The sequence below is a fragment of the Aquimarina algicola genome, assembly GCF_006443095.1.
GTDB classification, from domain to species: domain Bacteria; phylum Bacteroidota; class Bacteroidia; order Flavobacteriales; family Flavobacteriaceae; genus Aquimarina; species Aquimarina algicola.
Map to the genome: position 1 here is coordinate 160,078 of NZ_VFWZ01000008.1, position 23,742 is coordinate 183,819.

The 23,742-nt window shown below is 29.1% G+C and carries 26 protein-coding genes; all 26 read left to right on the top strand.

Annotated features, from left to right (window positions below; all coding sequences use genetic code 11):
* The first annotated feature begins 410 nt into the window (after positions 1–410).
* The 26 genes from FHK87_RS20930 (at position 411) to FHK87_RS21055 (ending at position 23,719) form a co-directional block, all read left to right on the top strand.
* Positions 411–1,028, top strand: a complete 618-nt coding sequence (locus tag FHK87_RS20930) for a hypothetical protein (RefSeq protein WP_140596310.1) — start codon at positions 411–413, stop codon at positions 1,026–1,028.
* Between the two features lie 72 nt (positions 1,029–1,100).
* Positions 1,101–2,048: a tetratricopeptide repeat protein gene (locus FHK87_RS20935; RefSeq protein WP_140596313.1), complete on the top strand. Its 948-nt coding sequence runs from the start codon at positions 1,101–1,103 to the stop codon at positions 2,046–2,048.
* A 357-nt stretch (positions 2,049–2,405) separates the two neighbouring features.
* The gene (locus tag FHK87_RS20940; protein WP_140596316.1) at positions 2,406–2,879 is read left to right on the top strand and encodes a GNAT family N-acetyltransferase; all 474 of its coding nucleotides are present in this window, start codon (positions 2,406–2,408) and stop codon (positions 2,877–2,879) included.
* 104 nt (positions 2,880–2,983) lie between these two features.
* Entirely contained in the window at positions 2,984–4,171 is a 1,188-nt protein-coding gene (locus FHK87_RS20945) for a hypothetical protein (protein WP_140596318.1), read from the top strand.
* A gap of 54 nt (positions 4,172–4,225) precedes the next feature.
* Entirely contained in the window at positions 4,226–4,627 is a 402-nt protein-coding gene (locus FHK87_RS20950; protein ID WP_140596321.1) for an ACT domain-containing protein, read from the top strand.
* 76 nt (positions 4,628–4,703) lie between these two features.
* Positions 4,704–5,411 carry an HAD family hydrolase gene (locus tag FHK87_RS20955; RefSeq protein ID WP_140596323.1) on the top strand — a complete coding sequence of 236 codons (708 nt, stop codon included), beginning with the start codon at positions 4,704–4,706 and terminating at the stop codon, positions 5,409–5,411.
* A 327-nt stretch (positions 5,412–5,738) separates the two neighbouring features.
* Positions 5,739–6,560: an alpha/beta hydrolase gene (locus FHK87_RS20960; protein ID WP_226294351.1), complete on the top strand. Its 822-nt coding sequence runs from the start codon at positions 5,739–5,741 to the stop codon at positions 6,558–6,560.
* A 358-nt stretch (positions 6,561–6,918) separates the two neighbouring features.
* The gene (locus tag FHK87_RS20965; RefSeq protein ID WP_226294371.1) at positions 6,919–7,671 is read left to right on the top strand and encodes an AraC family transcriptional regulator; all 753 of its coding nucleotides are present in this window, start codon (positions 6,919–6,921) and stop codon (positions 7,669–7,671) included.
* Between the two features lie 63 nt (positions 7,672–7,734).
* Complete coding sequence (locus FHK87_RS20970) at positions 7,735–8,130, top strand: nuclear transport factor 2 family protein (RefSeq protein ID WP_140596327.1); 396 nt, start codon at positions 7,735–7,737, stop codon at positions 8,128–8,130.
* 6 nt (positions 8,131–8,136) lie between these two features.
* On the top strand, positions 8,137–8,949 hold the full coding sequence (locus tag FHK87_RS20975) for an alpha/beta fold hydrolase (RefSeq protein WP_140596329.1): 813 nt from the start codon (positions 8,137–8,139) through the stop codon (positions 8,947–8,949).
* Positions 8,950–9,226: 277 nt separating this feature from the next.
* A complete protein-coding gene (locus FHK87_RS20980; RefSeq protein WP_140596331.1) occupies positions 9,227–9,598 on the top strand; it encodes a YybH family protein in 372 nt (123 codons plus the stop codon).
* Positions 9,599–9,705: 107 nt separating this feature from the next.
* Entirely contained in the window at positions 9,706–11,103 is a 1,398-nt protein-coding gene (locus tag FHK87_RS20985; protein ID WP_140596334.1) for an ankyrin repeat domain-containing protein, read from the top strand.
* Between the two features lie 76 nt (positions 11,104–11,179).
* Positions 11,180–11,716: a helix-turn-helix domain-containing protein gene (locus tag FHK87_RS20990; protein WP_140596336.1), complete on the top strand. Its 537-nt coding sequence runs from the start codon at positions 11,180–11,182 to the stop codon at positions 11,714–11,716.
* 106 nt (positions 11,717–11,822) lie between these two features.
* Positions 11,823–13,334, top strand: a complete 1,512-nt coding sequence (locus FHK87_RS20995) for a serine hydrolase (RefSeq protein WP_140596338.1) — start codon at positions 11,823–11,825, stop codon at positions 13,332–13,334.
* A 327-nt stretch (positions 13,335–13,661) separates the two neighbouring features.
* A complete protein-coding gene (locus FHK87_RS21000) occupies positions 13,662–14,186 on the top strand; it encodes a GNAT family N-acetyltransferase (protein ID WP_226294352.1) in 525 nt (174 codons plus the stop codon).
* A gap of 356 nt (positions 14,187–14,542) precedes the next feature.
* Positions 14,543–15,736, top strand: a complete 1,194-nt coding sequence (locus tag FHK87_RS21005; protein ID WP_140596342.1) for a leucine-rich repeat domain-containing protein — start codon at positions 14,543–14,545, stop codon at positions 15,734–15,736.
* Positions 15,737–15,947: 211 nt separating this feature from the next.
* Complete coding sequence (locus FHK87_RS21010; RefSeq protein ID WP_140596344.1) at positions 15,948–16,616, top strand: DUF4386 domain-containing protein; 669 nt, start codon at positions 15,948–15,950, stop codon at positions 16,614–16,616.
* Between the two features lie 140 nt (positions 16,617–16,756).
* Complete coding sequence (locus FHK87_RS21015) at positions 16,757–17,506, top strand: DUF6597 domain-containing transcriptional factor (RefSeq protein WP_140596346.1); 750 nt, start codon at positions 16,757–16,759, stop codon at positions 17,504–17,506.
* Positions 17,507–17,538: 32 nt separating this feature from the next.
* Positions 17,539–17,826 (top strand): YdhR family protein, encoded by a 288-nt coding sequence (locus FHK87_RS21020; RefSeq protein WP_140596348.1) that lies wholly within the window; start codon positions 17,539–17,541, stop codon positions 17,824–17,826.
* 54 nt (positions 17,827–17,880) lie between these two features.
* Positions 17,881–18,405: a DinB family protein gene (locus tag FHK87_RS21025; protein ID WP_140596350.1), complete on the top strand. Its 525-nt coding sequence runs from the start codon at positions 17,881–17,883 to the stop codon at positions 18,403–18,405.
* A 179-nt stretch (positions 18,406–18,584) separates the two neighbouring features.
* Positions 18,585–19,391 carry an arylamine N-acetyltransferase family protein gene (locus FHK87_RS21030; protein WP_140596352.1) on the top strand — a complete coding sequence of 269 codons (807 nt, stop codon included), beginning with the start codon at positions 18,585–18,587 and terminating at the stop codon, positions 19,389–19,391.
* A 140-nt stretch (positions 19,392–19,531) separates the two neighbouring features.
* Positions 19,532–19,879, top strand: a complete 348-nt coding sequence (locus FHK87_RS21035; protein ID WP_140596354.1) for a hypothetical protein — start codon at positions 19,532–19,534, stop codon at positions 19,877–19,879.
* A 233-nt stretch (positions 19,880–20,112) separates the two neighbouring features.
* The gene (locus tag FHK87_RS21040; protein WP_140596356.1) at positions 20,113–20,925 is read left to right on the top strand and encodes a helix-turn-helix domain-containing protein; all 813 of its coding nucleotides are present in this window, start codon (positions 20,113–20,115) and stop codon (positions 20,923–20,925) included.
* A 68-nt stretch (positions 20,926–20,993) separates the two neighbouring features.
* On the top strand, positions 20,994–21,494 hold the full coding sequence (locus FHK87_RS21045) for a GNAT family N-acetyltransferase (RefSeq protein WP_140596358.1): 501 nt from the start codon (positions 20,994–20,996) through the stop codon (positions 21,492–21,494).
* 154 nt (positions 21,495–21,648) lie between these two features.
* On the top strand, positions 21,649–22,806 hold the full coding sequence (locus FHK87_RS21050; RefSeq protein WP_140596360.1) for a leucine-rich repeat domain-containing protein: 1,158 nt from the start codon (positions 21,649–21,651) through the stop codon (positions 22,804–22,806).
* A 121-nt stretch (positions 22,807–22,927) separates the two neighbouring features.
* The gene (locus FHK87_RS21055) at positions 22,928–23,719 is read left to right on the top strand and encodes an AraC family transcriptional regulator (protein WP_226294353.1); all 792 of its coding nucleotides are present in this window, start codon (positions 22,928–22,930) and stop codon (positions 23,717–23,719) included.
* The last annotated feature ends 23 nt before the right edge of the window (positions 23,720–23,742 follow it).

The window sequence follows — 23,742 nt, forward strand, 5'->3', positions numbered from 1 at the left end:
GCGTTCCCCTAATAACTACATATAGCCGAGATCTTTGATAGTAACAAAACAAAAAGTACGAATTGAAATAAAGAAGTTGACTTAAAACCGATATCAAAACTTAATAATAAAGAAAAAATAGAAAGAATATTTTGATAGATATGTTGATTATACAAATATGAATTTTTGAGTAAGAATACTATTATTTGTAGTGGTTGTTGTAATAGGGATTTATAATACTTTTATTGTAGACAAAACCAATTTTCGATTGTAGTACTATTTTTTAATTTCGCCAACATGTTTAATCAACCCAAACTAATTGTATTACAAACCGATTTCAACAACTTTGCAGAGCATAAAAAAATAATTAATTTTATATTCAGGATATATGTCTTTTTATATTACTGTTATAAAATATTAAATACACAGATTTGGAAAAGTACTCATTTGACACATATTGTGATTTGATTAAACAAGATGCACTAACAGAAATTATTAAAGCTAAAAAAAATATAACTGAACCTATTAGTTGGATTAAATTACAACAGGGTGGACAAGGTGGTATAGCAGTCACCCATATTACATTAAATTACGGAATTAGAGAAGAAAGAGAACAATCATTTGAGGTCTATGCAGAGAACCTATTTCCAACTGATATTGAAGAATTAATTGATAGTCAAGAAAATCAAAATGACCCATACTCTAAAATACTAATTAATTCAAATTTAGAGGAATCAATAATAGAAGAATTAATTGAAGAGTGGGAATTGCCCGATAGTATTCTCTGTGGTGAATTATGGAAATGTGGTCACGATATCAAAAATGAACTTATCAAAAATGGGTTTAAAGTAGCAGATGATTGTATTGTTTGTTATGGTAATGAAGATAATACTTGGGGATGGAGAGTTGATGGTTATGAAGAAAAAAGTGTAATTGAATATCTTTCCGATGAGGATTTGACAGAATATCCATATAATTTATTAGAAAAACTAGCGGTTGTTTTTTATGATAAAATTGAAAACAAAAAATGGTTTCTATCCATAATCTAAATGACAACAATACATTTTACATTTACCATTAGCAATAGTAATCAAATTTTACGGAAGAAAAATAATGAATAAATGAGTGAATTCCTTAATCTGTACAACAATTTACCTATACGTTTAACCCATTTTTTCGAAACAGAAGAATATAAAAATTACAATTCACATTTTGTCTATGGATTGAAAGGTTTTTCCAGAGAAGTTAAGCTTAAAATTAGTTTTAAAATAAAAGACTATGAAGAGTTATTAGATTACTTCTCGGTTCAGGGACTAAGTAAGAAAACCCCGTACATGATCCCGTTTGTATTGATAAAAAATAATGAGCCTTCTTGTTTTGTAGTAGATAGTAGAAGCGCTGATTGTCCAGTTTTATTTTTTAATAGTCGAGAAAATTCCTTTTATGATCACAGTGCTAGTTTAGATAGTTTCTTAGTAAACTTACTAACAGGTAAGGACAAAACACCTATTAAAAAGGTTGAAATGGCAACGAAAAAAGCCCTAACACTACTTAAAAAGAAAAATTATTCAGAAGCAGTTGAGCTTCTAGAAAATGCTATAATGACCTATCCCGAAGATGATGACAATTCTGTATTTGATAGTAATTCAAAAACTTTACCTGAAGGTTTTAAAGTTTTAGCAACCTGTCATTTACTGAATAACAATCCTAACAGAGCTAAAGAAATATTAGAAAAGGGGCTAAATCAAAAGATCTTTTCTTGTGGAGCTTATCTGGTTGAAGTATACAGTAAAGGTTTTGGAGACAACCAAATGGCTATTGAAGTTGGAGAACAAGCACTCGAAACCATTAAAAGTCAATATTATTATCGTGCTTGGTGTGATCTTAGAGAAAATTTAGGGTTGGTATATGTGTTAGAAGGAATCAAAGAAAAAGCTAACAAAACGTATAAAGAACTGCATGGAGGTAAAATTGAAAACGCAAGAAAATCATTGCAAGACCTTGTAAAACAAAATCATCCAAATAAAGTTTTAGCCAAAGAAATCTTGACATGGTTTACCCCAAAGTAAAAAATGCTAACAAAAAATAAAGCTATTAAAGCGAGGTTTGTTAAACCGTTACCTTTCACTTAATGTAATGTCAATGAATAATTTTAGAATACAATAGTTGTTCACAATATGAAAAAATGCTTATAGTAAAAACAGAAACGTAAAAATAAGTACATAGAAAAAATGAAATTTGAATATAGACATGCCAATGAAATACTTCTTTGGTTTAAAAAAAATTGAATGCAGAGGTTAATTAACAATAGTTTTATTCTCAGAAATAATAAGAAAAACAAAAAGGTAATATTGTATAATAAAAATAACTGCCCTTTGGGACGACGTTTGTTATATTAAACGTTGTAATTAATTAAGAAAACTGAAATGAAAATTAGAGAAGCACATAGAAATGATTATATCATCTCAACAGACAAGGATAAATTAGATATTTTGAGCATTCACAAATTCCTTGCAAATGAAACTGATTGGGCTAACGGAATTCCAATTAATACTTTGAAAATATCAATTGAAAACTCTTTGAATTTTGGGCTTTATCACGAAAATAAACAGATTGGCTTTGCTAGAATAATTTCAGACTATTCAACAATTGCATATTTAGGAGATGTTTATGTTCTAAAAGAATATAGGGGGAAGGGATTGAGTAAATGGCTGATAAATGAAATAATGGAACATCCGAATCTTCAGGGACTAAGACGCTGGATTTTATTAACAGATACAGCTGAGTGGCTTTATAAAAAGTTTGGATTTACAGAAATACCTAATCCTGAATTTTATATGGAAAAACATAACCCGAATGTATATAATAGAATAGATAAAACTAATGCCAACAATGTATAAAAATAATTGCTCAATTTTGGTCTAACCCAAAGGGAGTAAACTTATAATTCTTTTTATATAGACTGTTATAATCAATATACTAGATCAGTATAATTATAAATTTCATGAATAAAGTAAAAAAATGTTTGCAAAGGTTTGCGGAGAAACACAATTATCTATATTTAGATGAAGATAATGATAATCCTTACAAAGATATTTCTTATTTGGATATAGCATTAACAGAAAATTGCACAGAAAAAGAATTTATAGAAATTCTTAAAACGAAGTCAGATAATGGACTCGTATATGATCAGATCTATCGCTTTGCAGAAGATTTATACAACTATGAAGGGTTTAAAAATTTTAATATAAAAACACAACATCAAATATTGCTTAAAGCGGTTCTTAAAATTGAACGCATAGAAAATTATAATGATATACCTGTAAAACCAATTATAGATTATTGGATGAGCCATGAAGGGGAAATGCTAACTCCTTACTTTAACGATAATGACCTAGAAGAGACTAAGCATCTTGAGTTTTACACTAAAGTAACAAATTGGTTATTACGTCACAATGATTTTAAACCTAACCTTCCTAAAAGCCATTCTATTGTAAAATGGGCAAAAAGACTTTCTAAATCACATGCAAAGGCATACGCAAAACAAGGTAATCTATTATTAGAGAAATTAGGAATGCTAGAACCTAACAAAATAGATACCTCCGAAATGAGATGGATGGAGTTAATAGAACACAACCTTACCATTAGTTGTAAGGATTTAATAATGACTAAGAATAATAAGATACATGGATTAGTTCTTTATTTTTATCAATATGACTTTACCTGTTGGTGTGATTACAAAGAAAATAAAATACTCATTTTAGATAATATAGAAGATTGGATTAATGGTGCTTCTGACGAAGCAGATATAGATTATAATTTGGGGAGTATACCATATGATGAAAAGAATAAAACCTTAGTTGATATGACATATTTAATGATATCAGTAGTAATGGCAAAAGCCCTAATTAACCTAAAAAATGATGTAACATTAAATACTTATTTTTCTGAAAATTTAAAAATTGGTATAAATATGGACAACATGTATCAAAAGCCTATCTTTCCTGGTAATTATCATGACAGTAGGCTTTATAGTAAATACGATAAAAGGTATACCCCTGACTCTAAAATTGTAAAAAAGATAGTAAAAAAGTATATTTCTAGTAAAGAGAACGAAGAATTAATTATGGATCTTCTTAAAGAAAAACCCACTGCTTCTGGATTAGAACTTTGGAGTAAATTGACATATTAGGATTAGACCTATTAAAACGATAACAATAAGCTAATCTATTTTTCAAAAGAAAAAATGACAGGAGAAACAAATTTATCTGAATTAATAAAAGGAATGACTCCCAAGCTTAATGATGGAGATTATGTCTTTTCGACTGTGAACGATATTAATAAAATTAACCGCCACGATACTATTTGTGAGTTCAGTGAAAAGGAAGGAATAACAGTTGTCATAGAGAAAAACAAGGCAGATGAGTTGAACTTAGATTACGAATATATTGCCTCTTGGATAACACTTATGATTCATTCATCACTTGAAGCAGTAGGACTAACAGCAATATTTTCAACAGAATTAGCCAAACATAATATAAGTTGCAATGTAATCGCAGGGTATTATCATGACCATATTTTTGTTGATAAAAGAGATGCCGATAAAGCAATCAAAGTTTTGACCAAACTGTCTAAAGAAAAACAATAAAACCAGATAACACTATATAAAAACACATCAAAACGCGTTTTGAACAAATTGTTGACTGTAATTAAAACAAAACCGAATGGAAATTGATGCAATTTTATGGGATTATGACGGGACATTAGTCAATTCTGTTCCAAAAAATATCGACATTACCAAACAAATTTTAGCTGAAGTTGCTCCAAGGCTTACAGGAAAAAATCTACCTGAATATCTGAAAAGTGAAAGATCTTATCACATAGCAAATCATGACTCAAAAAATTGGCAGGATTTATATGTTAATTATTATGGAATGACAACATCTGAAATGCTTGATGCCGGAGCTTTATGGACAGAATACCAACTTCAGAATACAACACCGGTTGAATTATTTGAGGGGATTAAAGAGACTATGAATCATGTAACATTACCACAAGGAATATGCTCGCAGAACTCATCGCAAAATATTTTACGTGTATTGAAAAAGAACGGCTTAGGTCATAAATTTCAAGCGATTGTGGGATATGATGATATTCCAAATAATGTTCAAAAACCAAATTCATTTGGTGGGATAAAATGTTTAGAACAATTATTTGAAGACATCTATAAAAAAACAATAATATATGTTGGCGACCACGAAGGAGATGTAGAGTTTGCCAGAAACCTAAATTCTGAACTTGGTAAAAAAAATAATGTTATTGCTGTCATTGCAAATTACAGTGGAGCAAATACACAAAATTGGAATTTTAAACCTGATTTTGAAATTAAAAAACCTACTGAATTAATTAACATTTTGAATAACTACAGCTAAAAATGGTGATCACTTGTATTACATTTTGATTTTCAATAAAATGAATTCGATAATTGTAATACAGGCTTTTCTGTTCCAGAATCAAAACGCGTAATTCTTAGATATAATATATTTGAAGACAATCTAGAGTTTGATATATCATATATAGATGATCCTATTATAAATGATTACAAAACAGAAAATATTTTTAAATAAACCTTATGTCTAAATATAAGTCAGACTCGTAAAAAAGGAAATGACAACAATTTGTATATTGCATGCTCCGCCTTCGGGAAGCAAATGTACCATACACATTGTTGTGTTCAATTAATTTACAATTCAAAGTATATGATCAAATTGAAAGAAATAGTTATAACTTCACTATTTGTAATCCTATTTTTTAATTTATCAGCGCAGGATAGTATTTGTATTAATAAATCAATTAAGCACGTTATACATTCTAAATTTCTTAATGAAGACAGAGATTACTGGGTAAGTTTACCCCTTCACTACACTGATTCCCTGAAGTATCCAGTCATATATGTACTTGATGCCGAATGGAGATTCGAACTAACAAAAACGATCACTTTTGAATTAGGAGCTTGGAATAAAATTCAAAAGTCAATAGTAGTTGGTATACCGCACATTGATTGGGAAAACAAAAGAGGTCAAGACCTTACTTTTAGTCAGTCGAGGATCGAATATGATGGAGACATAGTCGATTCGACTTGGTATAACAAATCGAACTCAGGTGGAGCAATGAAGTTTTATAATTATTTAACTAAAGAATTAATTCCCAAGATCAATCAAAACTACTCTACAACCGGCCACGAAACATTGGTTGGGCATTCTTATGGGGGATATTTTGGAGGGTATATTTTATCATTAGATCATCCATTTGAAGTGATACATATGTATGATCCATCTATTTGGTTTAGCGATGGGGAAATAACAAATCTTTTCAAAAAAACCGATTACAACAAACCAGTCAATATTCACCTAACCTATCAACCAAAACCTAAATTTCACAGAAAAAAAATTGAAGAGTTTATTGATGAACTTTCAAAGAATAGTAATATTCAACTTACAACTGAATTTTACGAAGCTGAGACTCATAACTCATTGTTTTTATATAGCTTCTACAATGGAATCACAAAGACAAACAAATAAAAGAACACAACAAGTGATATACAAAGCATACCATATTAGGACGTGGTAAACCAGCTGAAAAATTCAAATGGCAACATTATTAGAAGATATAAAAAAGCATAGAAAAGTTTTCGGTATTGATGAGAAGGTTCGGGTTGATTTGTTATGTCTTCACATATAAAATTTGGTATTTCAATATTGAAGATAAACACAAAATAGTATATTTAGCTTAGTTATAAACTTGGAGTTAAAGCAAACCCTCTGTCTATACTAGGTTTTCTATACTCAACATTGTAAACAATTAAAAACAAGACCTCTGTTAAAAGAATATTCTATTTCAGAAATAATCATTTCAAACCCTCAAAAAGAGTCCTATTATATTGGAACATTTGAAGATACAGAAGCTGGCGACGTCGACTGGCCTCATAGACATAATTTTTTTTCTATTGTGTGGTTTACAAAGAGTGCTGGAATTAATGTAATTGATTTTGAAGAATACAAAATAAAACCGGATAGAATTTTTCTTATGCAACCTAAACAGGTTCATAACTGGTCATACGCTAAAGCTTCTAAAGGATTTACTTTAGTAATAGCCAATCATTTAATCAATAGAGAAAATATTGATTTATTTAATACTGTTTTTATCGACCTACCCGTAGAAGCTAAAAGTAATTTGAACCAATTATTCAACAATCTAATTGAAGAGTTTAACAAAAATGATCACCTTAGCGAAGCTATTGTATACTCTGGGATTTCCTATTTGCTTAATCAATTAAAAAGATTTGCGCTAGAACCAAAATTTAGTGAAAAAACAAAACCTGAGACAGCTTTAAAGTTTTCAAAATTAATTTCTGAAACATTATCCCAAAATTTATCAATTAATGATTATGCCGATCGTTTAAATATAACGTCTGAAAAACTTGTTGAAGTTTGCCAAAAGAGCTACGGACAAAGTCCAAAGGCTATGATTTTGGATAAAAAAATAACAGAAGCTAAACGACTATTATATTTCACTGATAAATCAGTTAGTGAGGTTGCATACCAATTAGGATTTACGGACAGTTCCTATTTTTCCAGACTGTTCAAGCAGAAAGCTAAACTTTCTCCCTCCGACTTTAAAAGTACCCAATAAGCTCTTAAAAGTCCTAACACCTGTCCATTCCTCTATTCTATTTTTGCAGAAAACAATTTTAGAATGGATACAAACAATATTAAATTAGTAAAAGAGTATTTAAGCAAACTCTTATCGGGTAATATGGAAGAAGCATTTGAACTTGTTGCTGACGAAGCTGTATGGACTATTGAAGGTTCTGATAATGTTCCTACGGTTGGAAAACGAAAAGGAAAAGAGGAAATAGCAGTTTATTTTGAAAACTTTCAAAACAACTTTGAGCCAAAAGAATTTAATATCAATCATTACTTTGAAACAGAAGATATTGTTTTTGTAATCGGAGACTTTACACATCTCATCAATAAAACCCAAAAATTAGTACGTAGCGACTGGATGATGGAGTACAAAGTGAAAGACGAAAAAATAACTTCCTACAAAATTTTGGAGGATTCATATGCACTTTATTTAGCTTTTAAGTAGAAGTTTATGCCTTATTTTAAAACAGAAATTTGCAACTATTACTTTCAACAAAAAGGGAAAGGGAAAACATTAATTTTTGCTCATGGATTATTTGTTGACCACACAATTTTTGAACATCAGTTTGAGCATTTAAGCAAAAACTATAATTGCTTTTCTTTTGATCTACCAGGTCATAGCAAATCAAATTTTAGGGAAAGCGGTTGGACCTTACAAGAAATTGCTGACGATTTCTATAAATTTATAATCAAAAACAAAATTAGAAAACCAATTCTAATAGGACAATCGCAAGGAGGCATGATTTTTATGCGATTGGCTATAAAATTTCCTGATTTAGTTGGTGGGCTAATATTAATAGGTACCTCGTCAAAAGCAGAATACAAAAATAGATTCCCTTTTTGGAAAGAGGTAATTCTAACGTTAGAAACTCAAAATAATTCGAAGGTTAATAACTTGCTAGCACAAATTCAAAAAAACGTGGTATCAGAATATTTTTTAAAAAACTCACCCTCTAAAGCTTTGCAAGAGTTAAAAATGATGCAAAATCATCATCCCATTGGTCTGAGTTTATCTACACAAGCTGCTGTTTTACATCGAACAGATATTTCTGATCAAATTCATAAAATAAAATGTAAGACATTAATTGTTTGTGGGGTTGATGATCATGCAACACCCATAGAAATATCTGAAATGATGAATACAGAAATTAAGGGTGCACAACTTGAAATCATCCAAAATGCTTCTCACCATATTCCAATTGAAAAACCGGAAGCACTGACCAACTCAATTTTCAAATTCGTCATTATGAATAATAAATTATGAAATGCTTCATGATATTAATAATTGTAATGTTTGTGTACACAGGTTTTTCTCATGTTTTAAACAGAACTTTTGTTTTGAAAGAGGTTGTAATTTATACGGGTTTTGGTTTTAATCCAAAGTTTAATGTATTTTTATAAGGTTAGCTAAATGAAAAGGTTTAGCTTTAAAATGAAAAATTAAAGCACAAAGGATTGGGCTTATAGCTAAAATAAAAATAATCACTTATTTTCTGATTTACTTGCTATATATTAAGAGCTACCCTATAAATAGATAAATAATGAATCCAGAAGAATTTATTAAATCATATGAAAGAGCTTTAGGAACTCAAGATTGGAAAATAATCGAGCCTTTAATTTTCGAAAATGTAAGTGTTACCTTTTCTAATGGAGAGGTTCACATTGGAAAAGAAAATGTTCAAAAAGCGTTTGAGAAAAATTTTTCTATAATTAAGAATGAAAAATATACTATTGAAAACATAAAATGGTTAGTAAAAGATAAAAAGTATGCGGTCTATTTATTCGAATTTAATTGGACTGGGATTATAGATGGAGAATCTAGATCTGGAAATGGAATTGGGACATCTGTTTTAATAAAAGAAAGTGCTAGATGGAAATTATTAACTGAACATTTAGGGAGAAAAACTTCTTAAATTAGGATTCGCAATAAGGTTAGTTTGATAATTACTGTTAAACAATAATACCATTTACAATGTATTAAAACGTATTTTACACTAATCTTTACCAACAATTTGAATACATGAGAAAACTATTGCTAATCATAATAAGTTTTGCTTTTTGCATAAATCTATCCGCACAAAATGCATTTAGGACAGCCTGCAATGGTAATTTGTTAAGATTAGACAGTTTACTCACAAATAGTAAAATTGATATAAAAGACGACAGGGGTAGATCTTTATTGCATTGGGCAGTGGCGTGTAAACAAAAAGAAGTATTTGACTTTTTAATTGAGAAAGATATAAATATCAATAGAGTTGATAATCAAAAAAAAACACCATTACATGTAGCAGCTCAATTCAACAATATAGAATACTTTGACTATTTGATTGAATTGCAACCAAATAATGATTGGCAGTCTTTATATGGAGCATCATTAATTGAGCAAGCTGTATTGAATAGAAATAAAGAGCTTATAGAAAAATTAATTAGTAGTGGAGTCGATATAAACATCAAAAATAAAAGAGGGAGTACAGGTTTGGAAATCTCACAAAGAATAGGTGCACAGCAACTGTCTGAATTTCTAATTTCTCAAGGAGCAGATCAAGGTCTTGTCCATAAATTAGATATGAAGGGGAGATATATGGGAATGGAAAGACCTGAAAAAAAACCTAAAATGTTCGCTCCTAACTTCATTTCTACCGAAGAGCAAGAATTTGGTTCTGTATTTAACAAAAAGGGAACGGAGTTCTATTTTGGTGTTGATGTAGGTAAAAGAAATGAAATTCGATATTCTAAAATGGTAAAAGGCAGATGGTCTAAGCCAGAAACTATTATTTCGCATGAAAGATATAGCTACAATGACCCATTTCTTTCAAACGATGAAAACAGGTTATATTTCATATCTACAAGAACCTTAGATGGAAAGGGAAAAATCAAAGATGTCGATATATGGTATGTTGAAAGGAGGAGTGAGGGGTGGTCAGAACCGATAAATGCAGGTTCAAATATTAATACGAGTGGTGATGAATATTATATTTCTTTTACAGATGATGGAACCATGTATTTTGCTTCGAATGGTCAACCTCGAAAAGATACATCCAGAACAGACCATGATATATACTATGCCAAATTTATTGACAATGAATTTCAAAAGCCCGTATTACTCAGTTCAGCAGTAAACACAACCGGGTATGAAGCAGATGTTTTTGTTGCACCAGACGAGTCTTACATTATATTCTGCTCCATTCGTGACGGCGGATTTGGAAGAGGAGATCTATATATTAGTTTCAAGGACTCAAATGGAAATTGGACAGGAGCAGTTAATATGGGTAAAGAAATAAATACCAGGAATTATGAATACTGCCCTTTTGTTACCAAAGATGGAAAGTTTCTCTTTTATACAAGTAACCAAGATATATATTGGGTTAGCACAAAAATTATTGAAGAAATAAAAGAAAAAAGACAGGTAACACACTAACAAATCAGATGCTACGCTTGTTATACTAACCGTAATACACAATAAAGAAACTACCAAATTCATTCACTTAAAATAAATGCCAAAAATCCAAGAATATAGAGAAAAATTAAACCTCACTCAAGAAGAGTTAGCCGAAAAATCGGGATTATCTGTAAGAACAATACAAAGAATTGAAGCTGGTGCAAAATTAAAAGGACATACGCTAAATGCTTTAGCAAATGCGCTGGGTATTGAAAAAGACATTTTGGTGAATACAAAATCAGCAGAATATACAAACTTAAAATTGGTAAAGTGGATTAACCTGTCCTCATTGCCATTTATACTTATCCCTTTTGCAAATATTTTAGTTCCTGCCATCCTTATCTACAAAACAAAAGAATATAATGCGTTGACTAAGCAGATTGTATCTATACAAATTTTATGGACTATTATCTCTGCAATTGTTTTTTTTCTTAGCCCATTTATCAATAGACTTTTTTCTGTAGAAATTCGCATAACATTAATTGTACTCGTCATCTCTATATTGATAAATATCTTGATAATAGTACTAAATTCTATCGAATTAGATAGAAATAAAAAACTTCTTATTAGATTGAATTTCAGCATGGTATAACTCCTGTCGTGAAACTGTCGGCTTATTTTCGTGTTGTTTTTGTGCTTCATTGTGTTTCAAATTTGGACTATTGTACCATAGTTCAATTAAAACATGACAAACAATAATGAAGCATTTAAGATTAATACTATTCACCGCATTAAGTATATTCTCTATTGGCATAAATGGGCAGGTTTCAAAAGAATCAAAAATATTCCAAGAATTAAAAAAAGCAGACAGCCTGTTTTTCCAAAAAGGCTTTAATAATTGTAATTTAGAGGTCTTAGAACACTACCTACCTTCAGATTTTGAGTTTTATCATGATGAAAATGGAATGCAAAACAAAGAACAATTTATTAAAGGGTTCAAAGAAAGTATTTGTTCAAATCCTGATAGAAAACCAATACGAAAAATTGTTGAAGAAAGCGTAGAAGTTTTTAGACTAAAAAATAATGGCGAAACCTATGGTGCAATTCAAAAAGGGGTACATTTATTCTACATAAAAGAACCAGATAAAGCATTATATCTCACTAACATCGCAAAATTCACTTCGATTTGGCGTCTTAAAGAGGGGCAATGGAAACTTACAAGAGTATTGAGTTACGACCACAAAGAACCTAAAGCCGATTATGGAAAAGGATTTAATGCTAATTATCCAATGCCTTTATTCGACAATGATATCAAAATAGAAACGTTACTGCAAAAACATAAAATACCATCAATTTCCATTGGTTTGATACAACAAGGTAAGATAAGTCAAGTTAGAACTTTTGGCGTACAAAAAGATACCATCAAAGCAGGAATAAACACTATTTACAAAGTAGCGTCTTTGACCAAACCTATTATGGCAAACGTAGTATTAAAATTGATAGACAAAAAAGAACTGGATTTAGATGAACCACTATCTCAATATTACATTGATGATGATTTAAAAAACCACCCGTATTTAAATAAATTGACTGTTCGAAACATATTGTCTCATCAATCCGGTTTTCCGAACTGGCGATACCTAACCCAAACAAAGAAACTACATTTTAAAAGAGAACCCGGGACGCAATGGGAATACTCAGGAGAGGGTTTTGAATATTTAAGAAAAGCTATCGAAAATAAACTTCAAAGGCCTTTAGAAGAAATTGCTCAAGAACTATTGTTTGATACTTTGCAAATGAAAAACACGTCTTTTTATTGGACCACAGACATCAACGAAAATTTATATGCTGTCGAACACGACAAAAATGGAAAAGAAATTCCTTTTGAAAAATATACAAATGCAAATGCCTCTGCAAATCTATTGACCACAGCAGAAGACTATTCAAAATTTTTGGTTCATTTATTGAATGGAGCCGGAATATCAAAAGAGTTATATAAAGAGTTTATTAACCCCCATACCAAAGAGAAAGAAGGAATTTTTTGGGGATTAGGAATGCAGATACTACCAAACCTGAATGCAAAAGAAATCATTGTAATGCACACAGGAGGAGATTATGGTATCAAAACAATTGCTGTATTATCATTAAAATCAAAGAAAGGGTTGGTCATATTTGCCAATTCTGAAAATGGAATGGTACTTTGGCAAAAATTATTAGACGAATACTTACCTGAATATGGAAATGAAATCATGAATAGGAATATGAAATAGCACTGGATATAACAACGGTTACCGTTGTGTAAACCTTTAATTTTTGAAAAACAATCCCTACCAACATCATTTTAATACTGATGCTATTCAGGTATAAACGATTTATATAAGAATATACAACATATCGTTCTCACAACACAGCTTCATGATTTTAAAAAAATAGATGTATACAAAAACTCATTTTTGTCTCGCCGCCATGTTTAACTAATGTAACCTGATTGTATTAGAAACAGATTTATACAACTTTGCGAACATAAAAAATAATTACTTTTATGTTCTGGATATATAGGATATATGTTCTTTATAACATTGTTAGCAGCAAGCGAAATGAAACGAATAAGACTAAAAAGTATTTCAGATAATTATTTTCAAGAAGCCTGGAAACTTTATGAAGATACTTTTCCTTTTGAAGAGAGGAGACCGTTAGATAATCAATCTAAAGTGTTGCGAAATGACAATTATCATTTTGATGTTTTAATTGATAAAAACCAATTTATAGGATTTATTTTGTGGTGGGATTTTGAAACACATAAATACATAGACCATTTTGCTACGGTTTTAGAACAAAGAAATAAAGGTATTGGAAAGTTAATTCTGAATAAGTTTATTGATAGTGATGACAAACTGATTATACTGGAGGTTGAATTACCTACCTCCGATATTAATGAGCGTAGGATAAAATTTTATGAAAGAGTAGGCTTTAAACTAAATGAACATTATTATGAAGTACCTCCTATAAAAGAAGATGAACTTCCGCTACAACTGTTACTAATGTCATATCCGAATATGATACCTAAAAAAGAAGTTGATCTGTTTGTAGAAAAATATCATCCCATTATTTTCAAAAACTAATCCTGAAATTTTGGAAAAGCAAATAGTTATAAATTGAAATAAAGCCAGCTACTAAAAAAAGAATATCCAAATTATAAAGAGATTGAATTTAAATATTATTGGGAACAAATGAAATAAAATAAACAGTTGGTAACACTACATAAAAAGCAAAGGGCTTTCATGTTTAATGCAAGGGTTTGTGATTATTTGTAAAGTCGCCAACTAAAATTAGGCATTTACAAAAATGATAAAAACCAAATATTTATATTTGGCTTGTCACCTACCGTGTGTTTCATACACTAAGCCGTTATGTGTCATTTGCAATCCTAAAACCAAAATTAAGCTTATTAATTATTATAAAACCTGTATATTCTGATATGATTCCCAAATGTTTAGTATTATTGACCATATTATCAATGCTGTCTTGCCAAAAAGAAATAATTAACTTTGAAATAGTAGAGAACCCAAAAATCTTGTTTAATAGCGAAATACCAGCCTTTCAAACAACTCTTTTTGGTCATAAAATCGGAGATACAATTAGTGTATTTGATACAAAAAGATTGAAAAATTTAGATTCACTCCCTTTAACATATAAAATCATATCATATAAAAAAGGCTATAATTTTATAATAAATTATGGACAAATACAGTCATTTCGTCTAAATCAAGAAGGATTAAAAGATTATAAAAATATTAAAAAAGATAGTATTGAAATAGTATTTGGGAAAGCTGATGTTAAAGATGAATTAAGAGACTCTTATGAAAATGAACTCTATGCAACTCACTTTATTTATAAAAAAAGAAATTTAATGGTCTCTTATGACGACAATAATAATTCAATTGGATACATCTCTATAGGAGACTTGCCACGCCCAGAGTTATTAAAAGCCAATATTAATTCCCAAAAAAAAATCACTCATCTTAATTTAGCTAACCAAAACTACACATCTATTCCTGAAGAAATCAAAAAATTTTCTAATTTGAGAATTCTAAATTTAAGTAATAATCAATTAACCAATTTACCCAATTGGATTAGAGACTTTAAAAAACTGGAAGTTTTAGATCTAAGCACAAACAAAATAAAATATTTACCTAATACTATAGGAGAACTGACTAATCTATCTGATATTGAACTTCATACTAATAAATTAACAAAATTACCTGATTCATTCTGCAATCTCACTAATATAACCTGGCTTGCTATATACGATAATGAATTACAAACTCTTCCTGATCCTATCGGAAACCTTTCAAAATTAGAAGGTATTGTTGCTACTAATAATAAGATAAAAGACCTACCAATTTCAATAGGAAAATTATCAAAATTAAAAACTGTAATATTTAAAAATAACTTACTACAAACAATGCCTAAATCAATAAATGAATGGATTAATATTGATAGGTTAGACCTAAGGGAAAATCCTTTTACTGAAGTTCAAAAAAAGGAAATAAGAAGTATGTTCCCACATAAGCACATACTGTTTAGTATTAATTCTGAACTTTTAAAGAATGTAAAAAAAGATACAATTATTAAAGGTGATAATACATACCATTATATAAAAGGGAATTAGAAGATTATTCCAAAATTTGATATTTTTCTACTATGTCACCAAACCGAAACGTATCGCTTATCATCTATCCTAAGTTTCTTACACTAAACGTTGTGCGTCATTTTTAAAAAAGAAATATCAAGTAACATATTGCCTTTATAATCGTCTCATTATTTTAAACCCACAAGAGCTTTCAAAATTACTCACAGCTCAATTTCTAAAAAATAGAACAATGGAACATAAAATGAGTCAAACAAGTACTGTTAGAAACCTCAGAATTCTTTATCCAATTTGGGTTCTTGTCGGAATTTTTAGCATCATTTATGTTCCCTCTATTTTGATTGATTTTACTGATCCCTTGCAAACGACCGAAAATATTACAGAAAACATTCTTCTATTTAGACTAGGAATTGCCGGGAGATTAGTATCCCAGTTGCTCTTTATTATCATACCGTTTCTTCTTTATAAGTTATTCAGAAATTTTGATAAGACAACATCTGCTTTAATGCTTATCCTCGCATTGATCAGCATACCTATTTCAATGTTAAATGAAGTAATAAGCTTAAATGTTATTAATCATTTGGACAATCCGGTACAAGTTGTAGAATTATTACAGCTTTATAATCAAGGAATGAATATTTCTATAATTTTTTGGGGATTATGGTTGCTCCCTCTCGGGTGGTTAGTATATAAATTTAACTTGTTCCCTAAATTAATCGGTTTTTTTCTATTTTTAGCAGGATTTGGATATCTGATTAATTCTTTTTTTAAAATAATATCTCCTGATTTTGATCAACTAAGTTTAATTTTGGAGATAATGACCTTTGGCGAATTACTATTTATTCTATGGCTTGTATTTCGAGGAATAAATAAACGAGCGCACAACAATGTATTACTGTAATTGCAGCTTCATTGACAAGTAATGATTTGATTTTTTACATAGAGGATGAGAGGCAACAAGCAGATGAGGATAAATATAATATTCATTATGTTAGAATCGTAATGAGTATAATGACAAATGAATTTATAAACAGGTTTTAAATGATTTACTTTCAGCAACAAGCTCATCAAAATCTTAAAGATTATGTAAGATGTTACTGGAAATTTGAAAATAACAATGACTATTTTCAATCTTATACAATATTACCTGATGGATTTTTCGATTTACTGATTTGCTATTACAAAGACAATCTGGAAAAAGTTCTTTTAACCGGTTTATGGGATCATAAAACCAATGTAGTTATCTCACCCAAAACTACAATATATGGTATACAGTTTAGGTTACTTGCAATTGAAAATATAATTCAAGAAAGTATTTCTCCGTTATTAAATAACATTAAGGACTTTGAAACATCTTATTTGAGGCTTGATCAATTTAGTAAAAATGATGATTCTTTATTCTTTAAACATTTAGATCGATGCTTATTATCACTTATTGAAGCGCAAGCTTCGATTGATCCAAGGAAATCGATTCTTTTAAAATCGATTAATCAGACAAAAGGAAATCAAACAATAGAATATTATTCGCAGAAAGCGCATTGGTCAAAGCGACAAATTAATCGATATTTCCAATCTACTTTTGGACTTCCATTAAAAAAATATTGCAGTATCCGAAAAGGAGCTTCTAATTATAGTCAAATAAAACAAGGAGAATTGTTTCCTCAACGAGGTTATTTTGACCAATCCCATTTCATAAAAGATATAAAGAAAATAACAGGATTTACTCCCAAAGTGTTACTAAAGAATGAAAACGACCGATTTTTACAATTTTCAATCATCAAAAGTAAATAAATTGTGACTTTATAAATCAAAATTTAAGTTTTATGATATTGCAAATTATTAAGTTAAAATCGGATTTACCGGAAGAAGAATTACAAAAAAGAGCAAAAAATAGAGAGCCTAATTTTAAATCCATCTCGGGTCTTCTTCAAAAATATTATATAAAAACAAGTAAAGAAGGTGAATACGGAGGAGTATATATATGGGATTCATTACAGTCTTTGCAAGCTTATCAACAATCTGATTTGGCTAAAAGTATTCCGGCCGCATACGCTATTAAGGAAGTTCCGGATATTGAAATGATGGATATTATTTTTCAATTAAGAAATTAGTAAGCATTCTTACCCGTCGATATTTATGTCAAATTATTCAAACATTTCAAAACGATGACAAAAGCAGAAGTAATCAAAATCCTAAAACAGAAGCACCAAATACTATATGATTGGCTCAAAAATCATCCCAATGAGAATTGGGTAAAAGGTCCTCAAGGCAAATGGAATACTGGAGAACACATCGTTCATTTAATTCAAAGTGAAAGTGCATTAAATAAGGCTTTGTGGTTACCAAAGTTTTATTTAAAATATAAGTTTGGGGTTAATAATAGAGACAATCGCACGTATAATCAAATCGTTCAAAAGTATCAAAACAAACTTGCAGATAATCCCGATGTGATTGCTAATATTTCAAAAAAAATGCCGACAATTACGCTAACCAATAAATTTTATTACATTGCCAAATTAGAAAAGGAAAACATGAAACTGATTAAGAAATTTCAGAAATGGACTGAGCACGATTTAGATACTTTTCTACTTCCTCATCCTCTTTTGGGAAGAATGACTATAAGAGAGATAGTAATTTGGACAGCTTATCATACCGAACATCATTACAAGACTTTGAAATCAAACTATTGAATCTCAAAACAATTACATTAATAATTATAAATCATAAACAAGATTCTGAAACAGGTGAATGTATTGGAGCGTAATCAAAACTAATTTTTCTGAAATAATCAATCAAAAACAAAACCTAAACAGTATTAAAACAACCGTTTAGAGAAGTTGTATATAGTGTAATAAAACATTTTCAATAAGTGAAAGATATCGAAATAAGCAAATATTTAAAGAGGTTAAAACTCAATGACTGTAACAACTCATTAGAAGACTTGATAAGTTTACAGCAAGGTCATATGGTAAATATACCGTTTGAAAATTTAGACGTAATTGCAAGAAGAAATATTAACTTAGACGGAGATCATCTTTATCATAAAATTATCACCAATAGGCGTGGGGGGTATTGTTTTGAGTTAAATACCCTATACTCATTGCTGTTAAAAGCATTAGGTTTTTTACCTAAACCAGTATTGGGTAGAGTTTGGCTTAGAAATCCAGAACAAACACCACCAAGAAATCATTTAGCTCATTTAGTTCAAATAAGTGGCGAGACATTCATAACAGATGTAGGATTTGGTGGTTTGACCACAAGAGTACCTTTAAACATAAATGATCCATCCGAGATAAATGATAATGATGGATTAGTAAGAATTCTAAAATTGAGTGACTATCAATTTATGATTCAACGAAAGATCGATGATGATTGGGCTAATCAATACAGTTTTGAAAATGTAGAGATTAGCACAGAAGATATCTACATTTCAAATTATTATATGTCAACAAATCCAAGATCTCATTTTTATAATGACAATTTTATAGGAAAATTTACAAGCAATGGCAGGATTGGACTATTTAATAATCAATTGACAGAGAGAAATGGGATTAAAATAGTTAGTAAAAAACGAATTGAATATGGTATAGAGTGGCTAAACATTTTAAGTAATGATTTTAATTTAAAACTTAATTTTTCCAATGTAGAATTTGATAAAATATTTGATAAAGGCTGATATGTATCAGCAATAGCTGTTTAGGTGCTTACTCAAATAAAGATTTCGTTTAATTGAAGTATATTGTAAATCAAAAACCGTTGTATAAAAAACTACAACTGATTATACACAAGAGCATTGTACAACATTACTTACTAATAATGAGACTTACATTTATTATACTTTTATTTTTTACCGTTTCTACCTTGTTTTCCCAAGAAAGTAAACAAGACAATATCTGTCCGATAGAGATAGTTAAAATGGCGGTAGAATTAGATTCGATCGAATTATTAAAAACCGCATATAGCAGCAGGATGATAGATAAAATATCTAGTGCCGAAGAATGGGAAAAGGGTCTTAAATACTGGAAAACATTAGATTTGGAGAATTATTTTTGTGAAATTGATCAGAAAAAGTCTAGAGCTATCTTTTTTTATAAAGGAAAGCAGCAAGAAGGTAAAATGAGAGTTATTATGGAAAAATCCAGTTGGAAATTTAATGAAAGATAACTGGGTACAATACAAAATAGATTCTATTAAAATAATGGTTTATTCAAACCGTCTGCAAGCATATAAACGAACTGCAAAAGATGTCCAACGCGGTTCAACTAATTACTTTTATATTTTTGTTGGTAAACATTTTCTACATAAAAACTTTATTAATTTCTTAAGCTAATGAGTTAAATTTTTATATAAGAATTTTATGTTAAATTTAACGATTAGTCAGAATTTGAAAAAAAATAATGAATATAGAAGTTATTAAACCTTCAGATATTGAACTTCAGAAATACATTGAATGTTTCTATATTTTAACACATTCGAAAGAAGAGGGTAGAACAACTTATTTTACATTCCCAAGTATTTTTTCTATAGTATCAATTTCTTCTAATACAAATATAATTAGAACAAATAGGTTTATAAAAACTACAGAATCCTCAATACTGAATTTTGATTCAAATTTAGACGTTACATTCACAAAACCTCTTTTGATTCAATATGATGGTGACGTTAAAGAAATTACAACTTATTTTAAACCTTTAGGCTTGAGTGCTTTTTTAAATAAATCGCTTAATTATTATTGTGACTCAGATAAAACAAAGTTTTTCCCATTTTTAGATTATGCGAATGCTATGAATTCAATTCTAAAAATAGAATCATCTGATAAAATAATTGAACAACTTGAAAATTACTGGTCTAGTAAGTTAAAAAAAGATACAACATTTAAGCTTGAAAAACCCATCAAAGCCATAATCGAAAACCCAAATAAATCAATCTCTTCAATCGCAAATGACAGTAATTTAAGCCATAAGACTTTAATCTCTCATTTTAATAAAAATATATGTAAAACACCTTCTGAGTTTAGAAAAATTGTCCGTTTTAGAAAAACGCTACAAAACAAAGAAAAAAATAATTTAACGCAGTTAAGTTATTTGTCAAATTACTTTGACCAAGCACATATGATTAAAGATTTTAATAAACTTACAGGTTATAAACCTAAAGACTTTTTTAAAAAATTATACTCAATTGATGAAAAAATAAATTGGATTTTTACATAAAGGTAAAATATATACAATTTTAGTACTCACTAATCCTTGATCTTTGAACTATCATAATTAAAGAACAAATGATAGAGATTATACCTGCAACGACATATTCTGATTTTGAAATCATTGAAGGCCTAGTTAGACAAATTTTGCATAAATTTTATGACCCTGTTATTCCGAAAGAACATACTAAATATTTCATAGAAAAGTATCAAACGGCAAAAGCAATAGAGCAGCAGGTTAAGAACGGAAGTAATTATTTTTTACTTAAATATGAAAGTTTGAATGTTGGTTATCTTGGGCTAAGTAAAGAGCCCGATTTTTTATTATTAGATAAATTATACCTTTTAGAAGATTATAGAGGAAAAAAAATTGGGAAAAAGGCGATTGAATTTACTGATAGCTTCGCAAGAAAATTGATTATTTTAAAAATTAAATTAATTGTACATAAAGAAAATCTTGAGACAATAGAGTTTTATAAACGAATGGGGTACAGGTTATTAAATATAGTGCCTAATCATTTTGAGACTGGTCAAATCATAGAAAATTATGAAATGGAGAAAATATTACTAAAAAAATAAAACGATTTGCCAATATCATATATAGATAATTGCTTTTTCTCACTGTCAATCAGAAAATTCTCTGAATTTTCTTCAGATTTATCCTCTTTTGCTATCTTAGTTGATTAACGTAACTAACCATTACAAAACTGCTAGCAAATATTTAAACCTTTTTATGAAAATTATTTATTTTATTTTGATTACTATGTTTTTATCAAATACAGTAAAAGCACAAGAAGATGAAATAACTATTGATATGTTAGAAAGTGTTGATGATAATTATGAAAAAATTCCAAATCCTTATATTCCCTCACTCAATAAGGCTCTTAATGATATAGAAAACACTACCATATTGTCTTTAGCCTATAAAGATTTAATTGAAATACCTAATTCTATAGGGAAATTGAAAAAATTAAAACAACTTAATCTTTCTTCCAATAAATTATCTGGTCTCCCAAAAGAATTTAAAAATTTAACTGAATTAGAATATCTAAATTTAGGATATAATAATTTGGAAAATTTCCCTGAGCAAATTTCCGAGTTCTTAAAATTGAGAAAACTTAAAATAGAAAATAACAAACTTTCTGATTTGCCATTGAGTTTTAGTAAACTCAAATCCATAGAAACTCTAACTATAAGTCACAATAATTTCAATTTAGTTCCTGAAGCCTTAAGAGAAAATGTAAATCTTGTAACAGTTGAATTCAGCAATAATCAATTACAATTATTACCTAATTGGATTGAAAATTTAAAAGCAATTAAATTTTTAAGTTTACATGATAATCAACTTATCTCTATTCCTAATGAAATAGGGAATTTGGTAGAGCTTAAAGAGCTTCAGCTAGGAAGAAATAAATTGAAAAAATTACCTATGTCTATTGGACAGCTTAAGAAACTAATGTACTTAGAAGTTCCTAAGAATGAAATTCTTGCCTTACCAGATAGTATTACCAAAATGAAAAGTTTAGAAATATTAAATTTGAATAGTAATAACATTAAGAAATTACCAGAATCGATAGGAGAACTACAAAACTTAAGAACTTTTGAATTGTTTAACAATGATATAAATACACTTCCAGCAACATTTACTAATTTAACAAACCTCAAAATTTTAAATCTAGCAAATAATAAGCTAAACAAATTACCAGAGTCAATAGGTAATTTAACAAAATTATATAAAATTAGTCTTGGAAATAATAGACTTGCCGAATTACCAAATTCGATAAAACAATTAAAACAATTAAAATATTTATTGATAGAAAACAATAGTTTCTCAGAACATGAAAAAGAAAAGATAAAAGAAATGTTACCAAACTGTAATATCCGCTTTTAAAATTAAATAACATTTGCTAACAATTTGTCCTATCAATACATGTGCTCCTTTCAGGAAGTAAATGAACCATACAATAACCGTTACCATCAATTTGAACTAGTAGTACAACTAATAAGGAAATTTGAAAAACAGAACAAACATAAATGAATACCATCGGCTTCCCATTCTCGACGGATTAGAATTACTAAATGCGAATTCTTGTACCTTTGACTTTCCATTCCATACTCACGACACATTCAATATTTCACTAATTTTAAAAAATACATTTAATACAAAGCTTACTAATAGAAATTTACAAGCACCCGTTGGAACAATTTGCATTACGAACTCTAAAGAAATACATGCTACACCTTGTGACAAATCAGTAGGTAATTCATTTTTTACATTCTATGTCTCCTCAGATGTAATTAGGAAACTAAATCAAAATCAAAATGTGTTTTTCAAAGACAAAATTATTTATGATCAAAATATATTTAATGAACTTTATTTTTTATCACTTAATTTTAACGATAACAATATTCATTTCGAAAGCATATTAAAGTCAGCTTTAAAAAAGTTAATTTCAAAATACTCAACTGTAAAAGAAATTAGTTATAATACCAATAAACTTTTTCAAAATTTTTTAGATAGCACATCTTTTGATACTTTTTCATTAAGCAAAACAGCTTTGCAATTTGGGATGAGCAAATATAAATTCATACGATTGTTCAAGCAAGAGACAGGATTAACCCCCAATAACTTTATTCTCTTAAAAAAAATTGAACAAAGTAAAGCGATGCTGAAAAATGGAAATTCAATATTTGATGTTGCTATAGACTGTGGATTTTATGATAATTCGCATTTCTACAAAAATTTCAAGCGTTTTATTGGTGTTACCCCATTAGAGTTTCAAAATGCATTCTACACTATTTAGTGCAATATTTTACAATAGAAACG

Excerpts from the sequence above, each read along its gene's own strand:
- FHK87_RS20940 (WP_140596316.1), top strand. The coding sequence starts at position 2,406 with ATGAAAATTAGAGAAGCACATAGAAATGATTATATCATCTCAACAGAC.
- FHK87_RS21025 (WP_140596350.1), top strand. The coding sequence starts at position 17,881 with ATGACAAAAGCAGAAGTAATCAAAATCCTAAAACAGAAGCACCAAATA.
- FHK87_RS21010 (WP_140596344.1), top strand. The coding sequence starts at position 15,948 with ATGGAACATAAAATGAGTCAAACAAGTACTGTTAGAAACCTCAGAATT.
- FHK87_RS20980 (WP_140596331.1), top strand. The coding sequence starts at position 9,227 with ATGAATCCAGAAGAATTTATTAAATCATATGAAAGAGCTTTAGGAACT.
- FHK87_RS20990 (WP_140596336.1), top strand. The coding sequence starts at position 11,180 with ATGCCAAAAATCCAAGAATATAGAGAAAAATTAAACCTCACTCAAGAA.
- FHK87_RS21015 (WP_140596346.1), top strand. The coding sequence starts at position 16,757 with ATGATTTACTTTCAGCAACAAGCTCATCAAAATCTTAAAGATTATGTA.
- FHK87_RS21000 (WP_226294352.1), top strand. The coding sequence starts at position 13,662 with ATGAAACGAATAAGACTAAAAAGTATTTCAGATAATTATTTTCAAGAA.
- FHK87_RS21040 (WP_140596356.1), top strand. The coding sequence starts at position 20,113 with ATGAATATAGAAGTTATTAAACCTTCAGATATTGAACTTCAGAAATAC.
- FHK87_RS20950 (WP_140596321.1), top strand. The coding sequence starts at position 4,226 with ATGACAGGAGAAACAAATTTATCTGAATTAATAAAAGGAATGACTCCC.
- FHK87_RS21045 (WP_140596358.1), top strand. The coding sequence starts at position 20,994 with ATGATAGAGATTATACCTGCAACGACATATTCTGATTTTGAAATCATT.
- FHK87_RS21035 (WP_140596354.1), top strand. The coding sequence starts at position 19,532 with ATGAGACTTACATTTATTATACTTTTATTTTTTACCGTTTCTACCTTG.
- FHK87_RS21050 (WP_140596360.1), top strand. The coding sequence starts at position 21,649 with ATGAAAATTATTTATTTTATTTTGATTACTATGTTTTTATCAAATACA.
- FHK87_RS20960 (WP_226294351.1), top strand. The coding sequence starts at position 5,739 with ATGATCAAATTGAAAGAAATAGTTATAACTTCACTATTTGTAATCCTA.
- FHK87_RS20995 (WP_140596338.1), top strand. The coding sequence starts at position 11,823 with ATGAAGCATTTAAGATTAATACTATTCACCGCATTAAGTATATTCTCT.
- FHK87_RS20970 (WP_140596327.1), top strand. The coding sequence starts at position 7,735 with ATGGATACAAACAATATTAAATTAGTAAAAGAGTATTTAAGCAAACTC.
- FHK87_RS20985 (WP_140596334.1), top strand. The coding sequence starts at position 9,706 with ATGAGAAAACTATTGCTAATCATAATAAGTTTTGCTTTTTGCATAAAT.
- FHK87_RS21005 (WP_140596342.1), top strand. The coding sequence starts at position 14,543 with ATGATTCCCAAATGTTTAGTATTATTGACCATATTATCAATGCTGTCT.
- FHK87_RS21020 (WP_140596348.1), top strand. The coding sequence starts at position 17,539 with ATGATATTGCAAATTATTAAGTTAAAATCGGATTTACCGGAAGAAGAA.
- FHK87_RS20945 (WP_140596318.1), top strand. The coding sequence starts at position 2,984 with ATGAATAAAGTAAAAAAATGTTTGCAAAGGTTTGCGGAGAAACACAAT.
- FHK87_RS20975 (WP_140596329.1), top strand. The coding sequence starts at position 8,137 with ATGCCTTATTTTAAAACAGAAATTTGCAACTATTACTTTCAACAAAAA.
- FHK87_RS20955 (WP_140596323.1), top strand. The coding sequence starts at position 4,704 with ATGGAAATTGATGCAATTTTATGGGATTATGACGGGACATTAGTCAAT.
- FHK87_RS20935 (WP_140596313.1), top strand. The coding sequence starts at position 1,101 with ATGAGTGAATTCCTTAATCTGTACAACAATTTACCTATACGTTTAACC.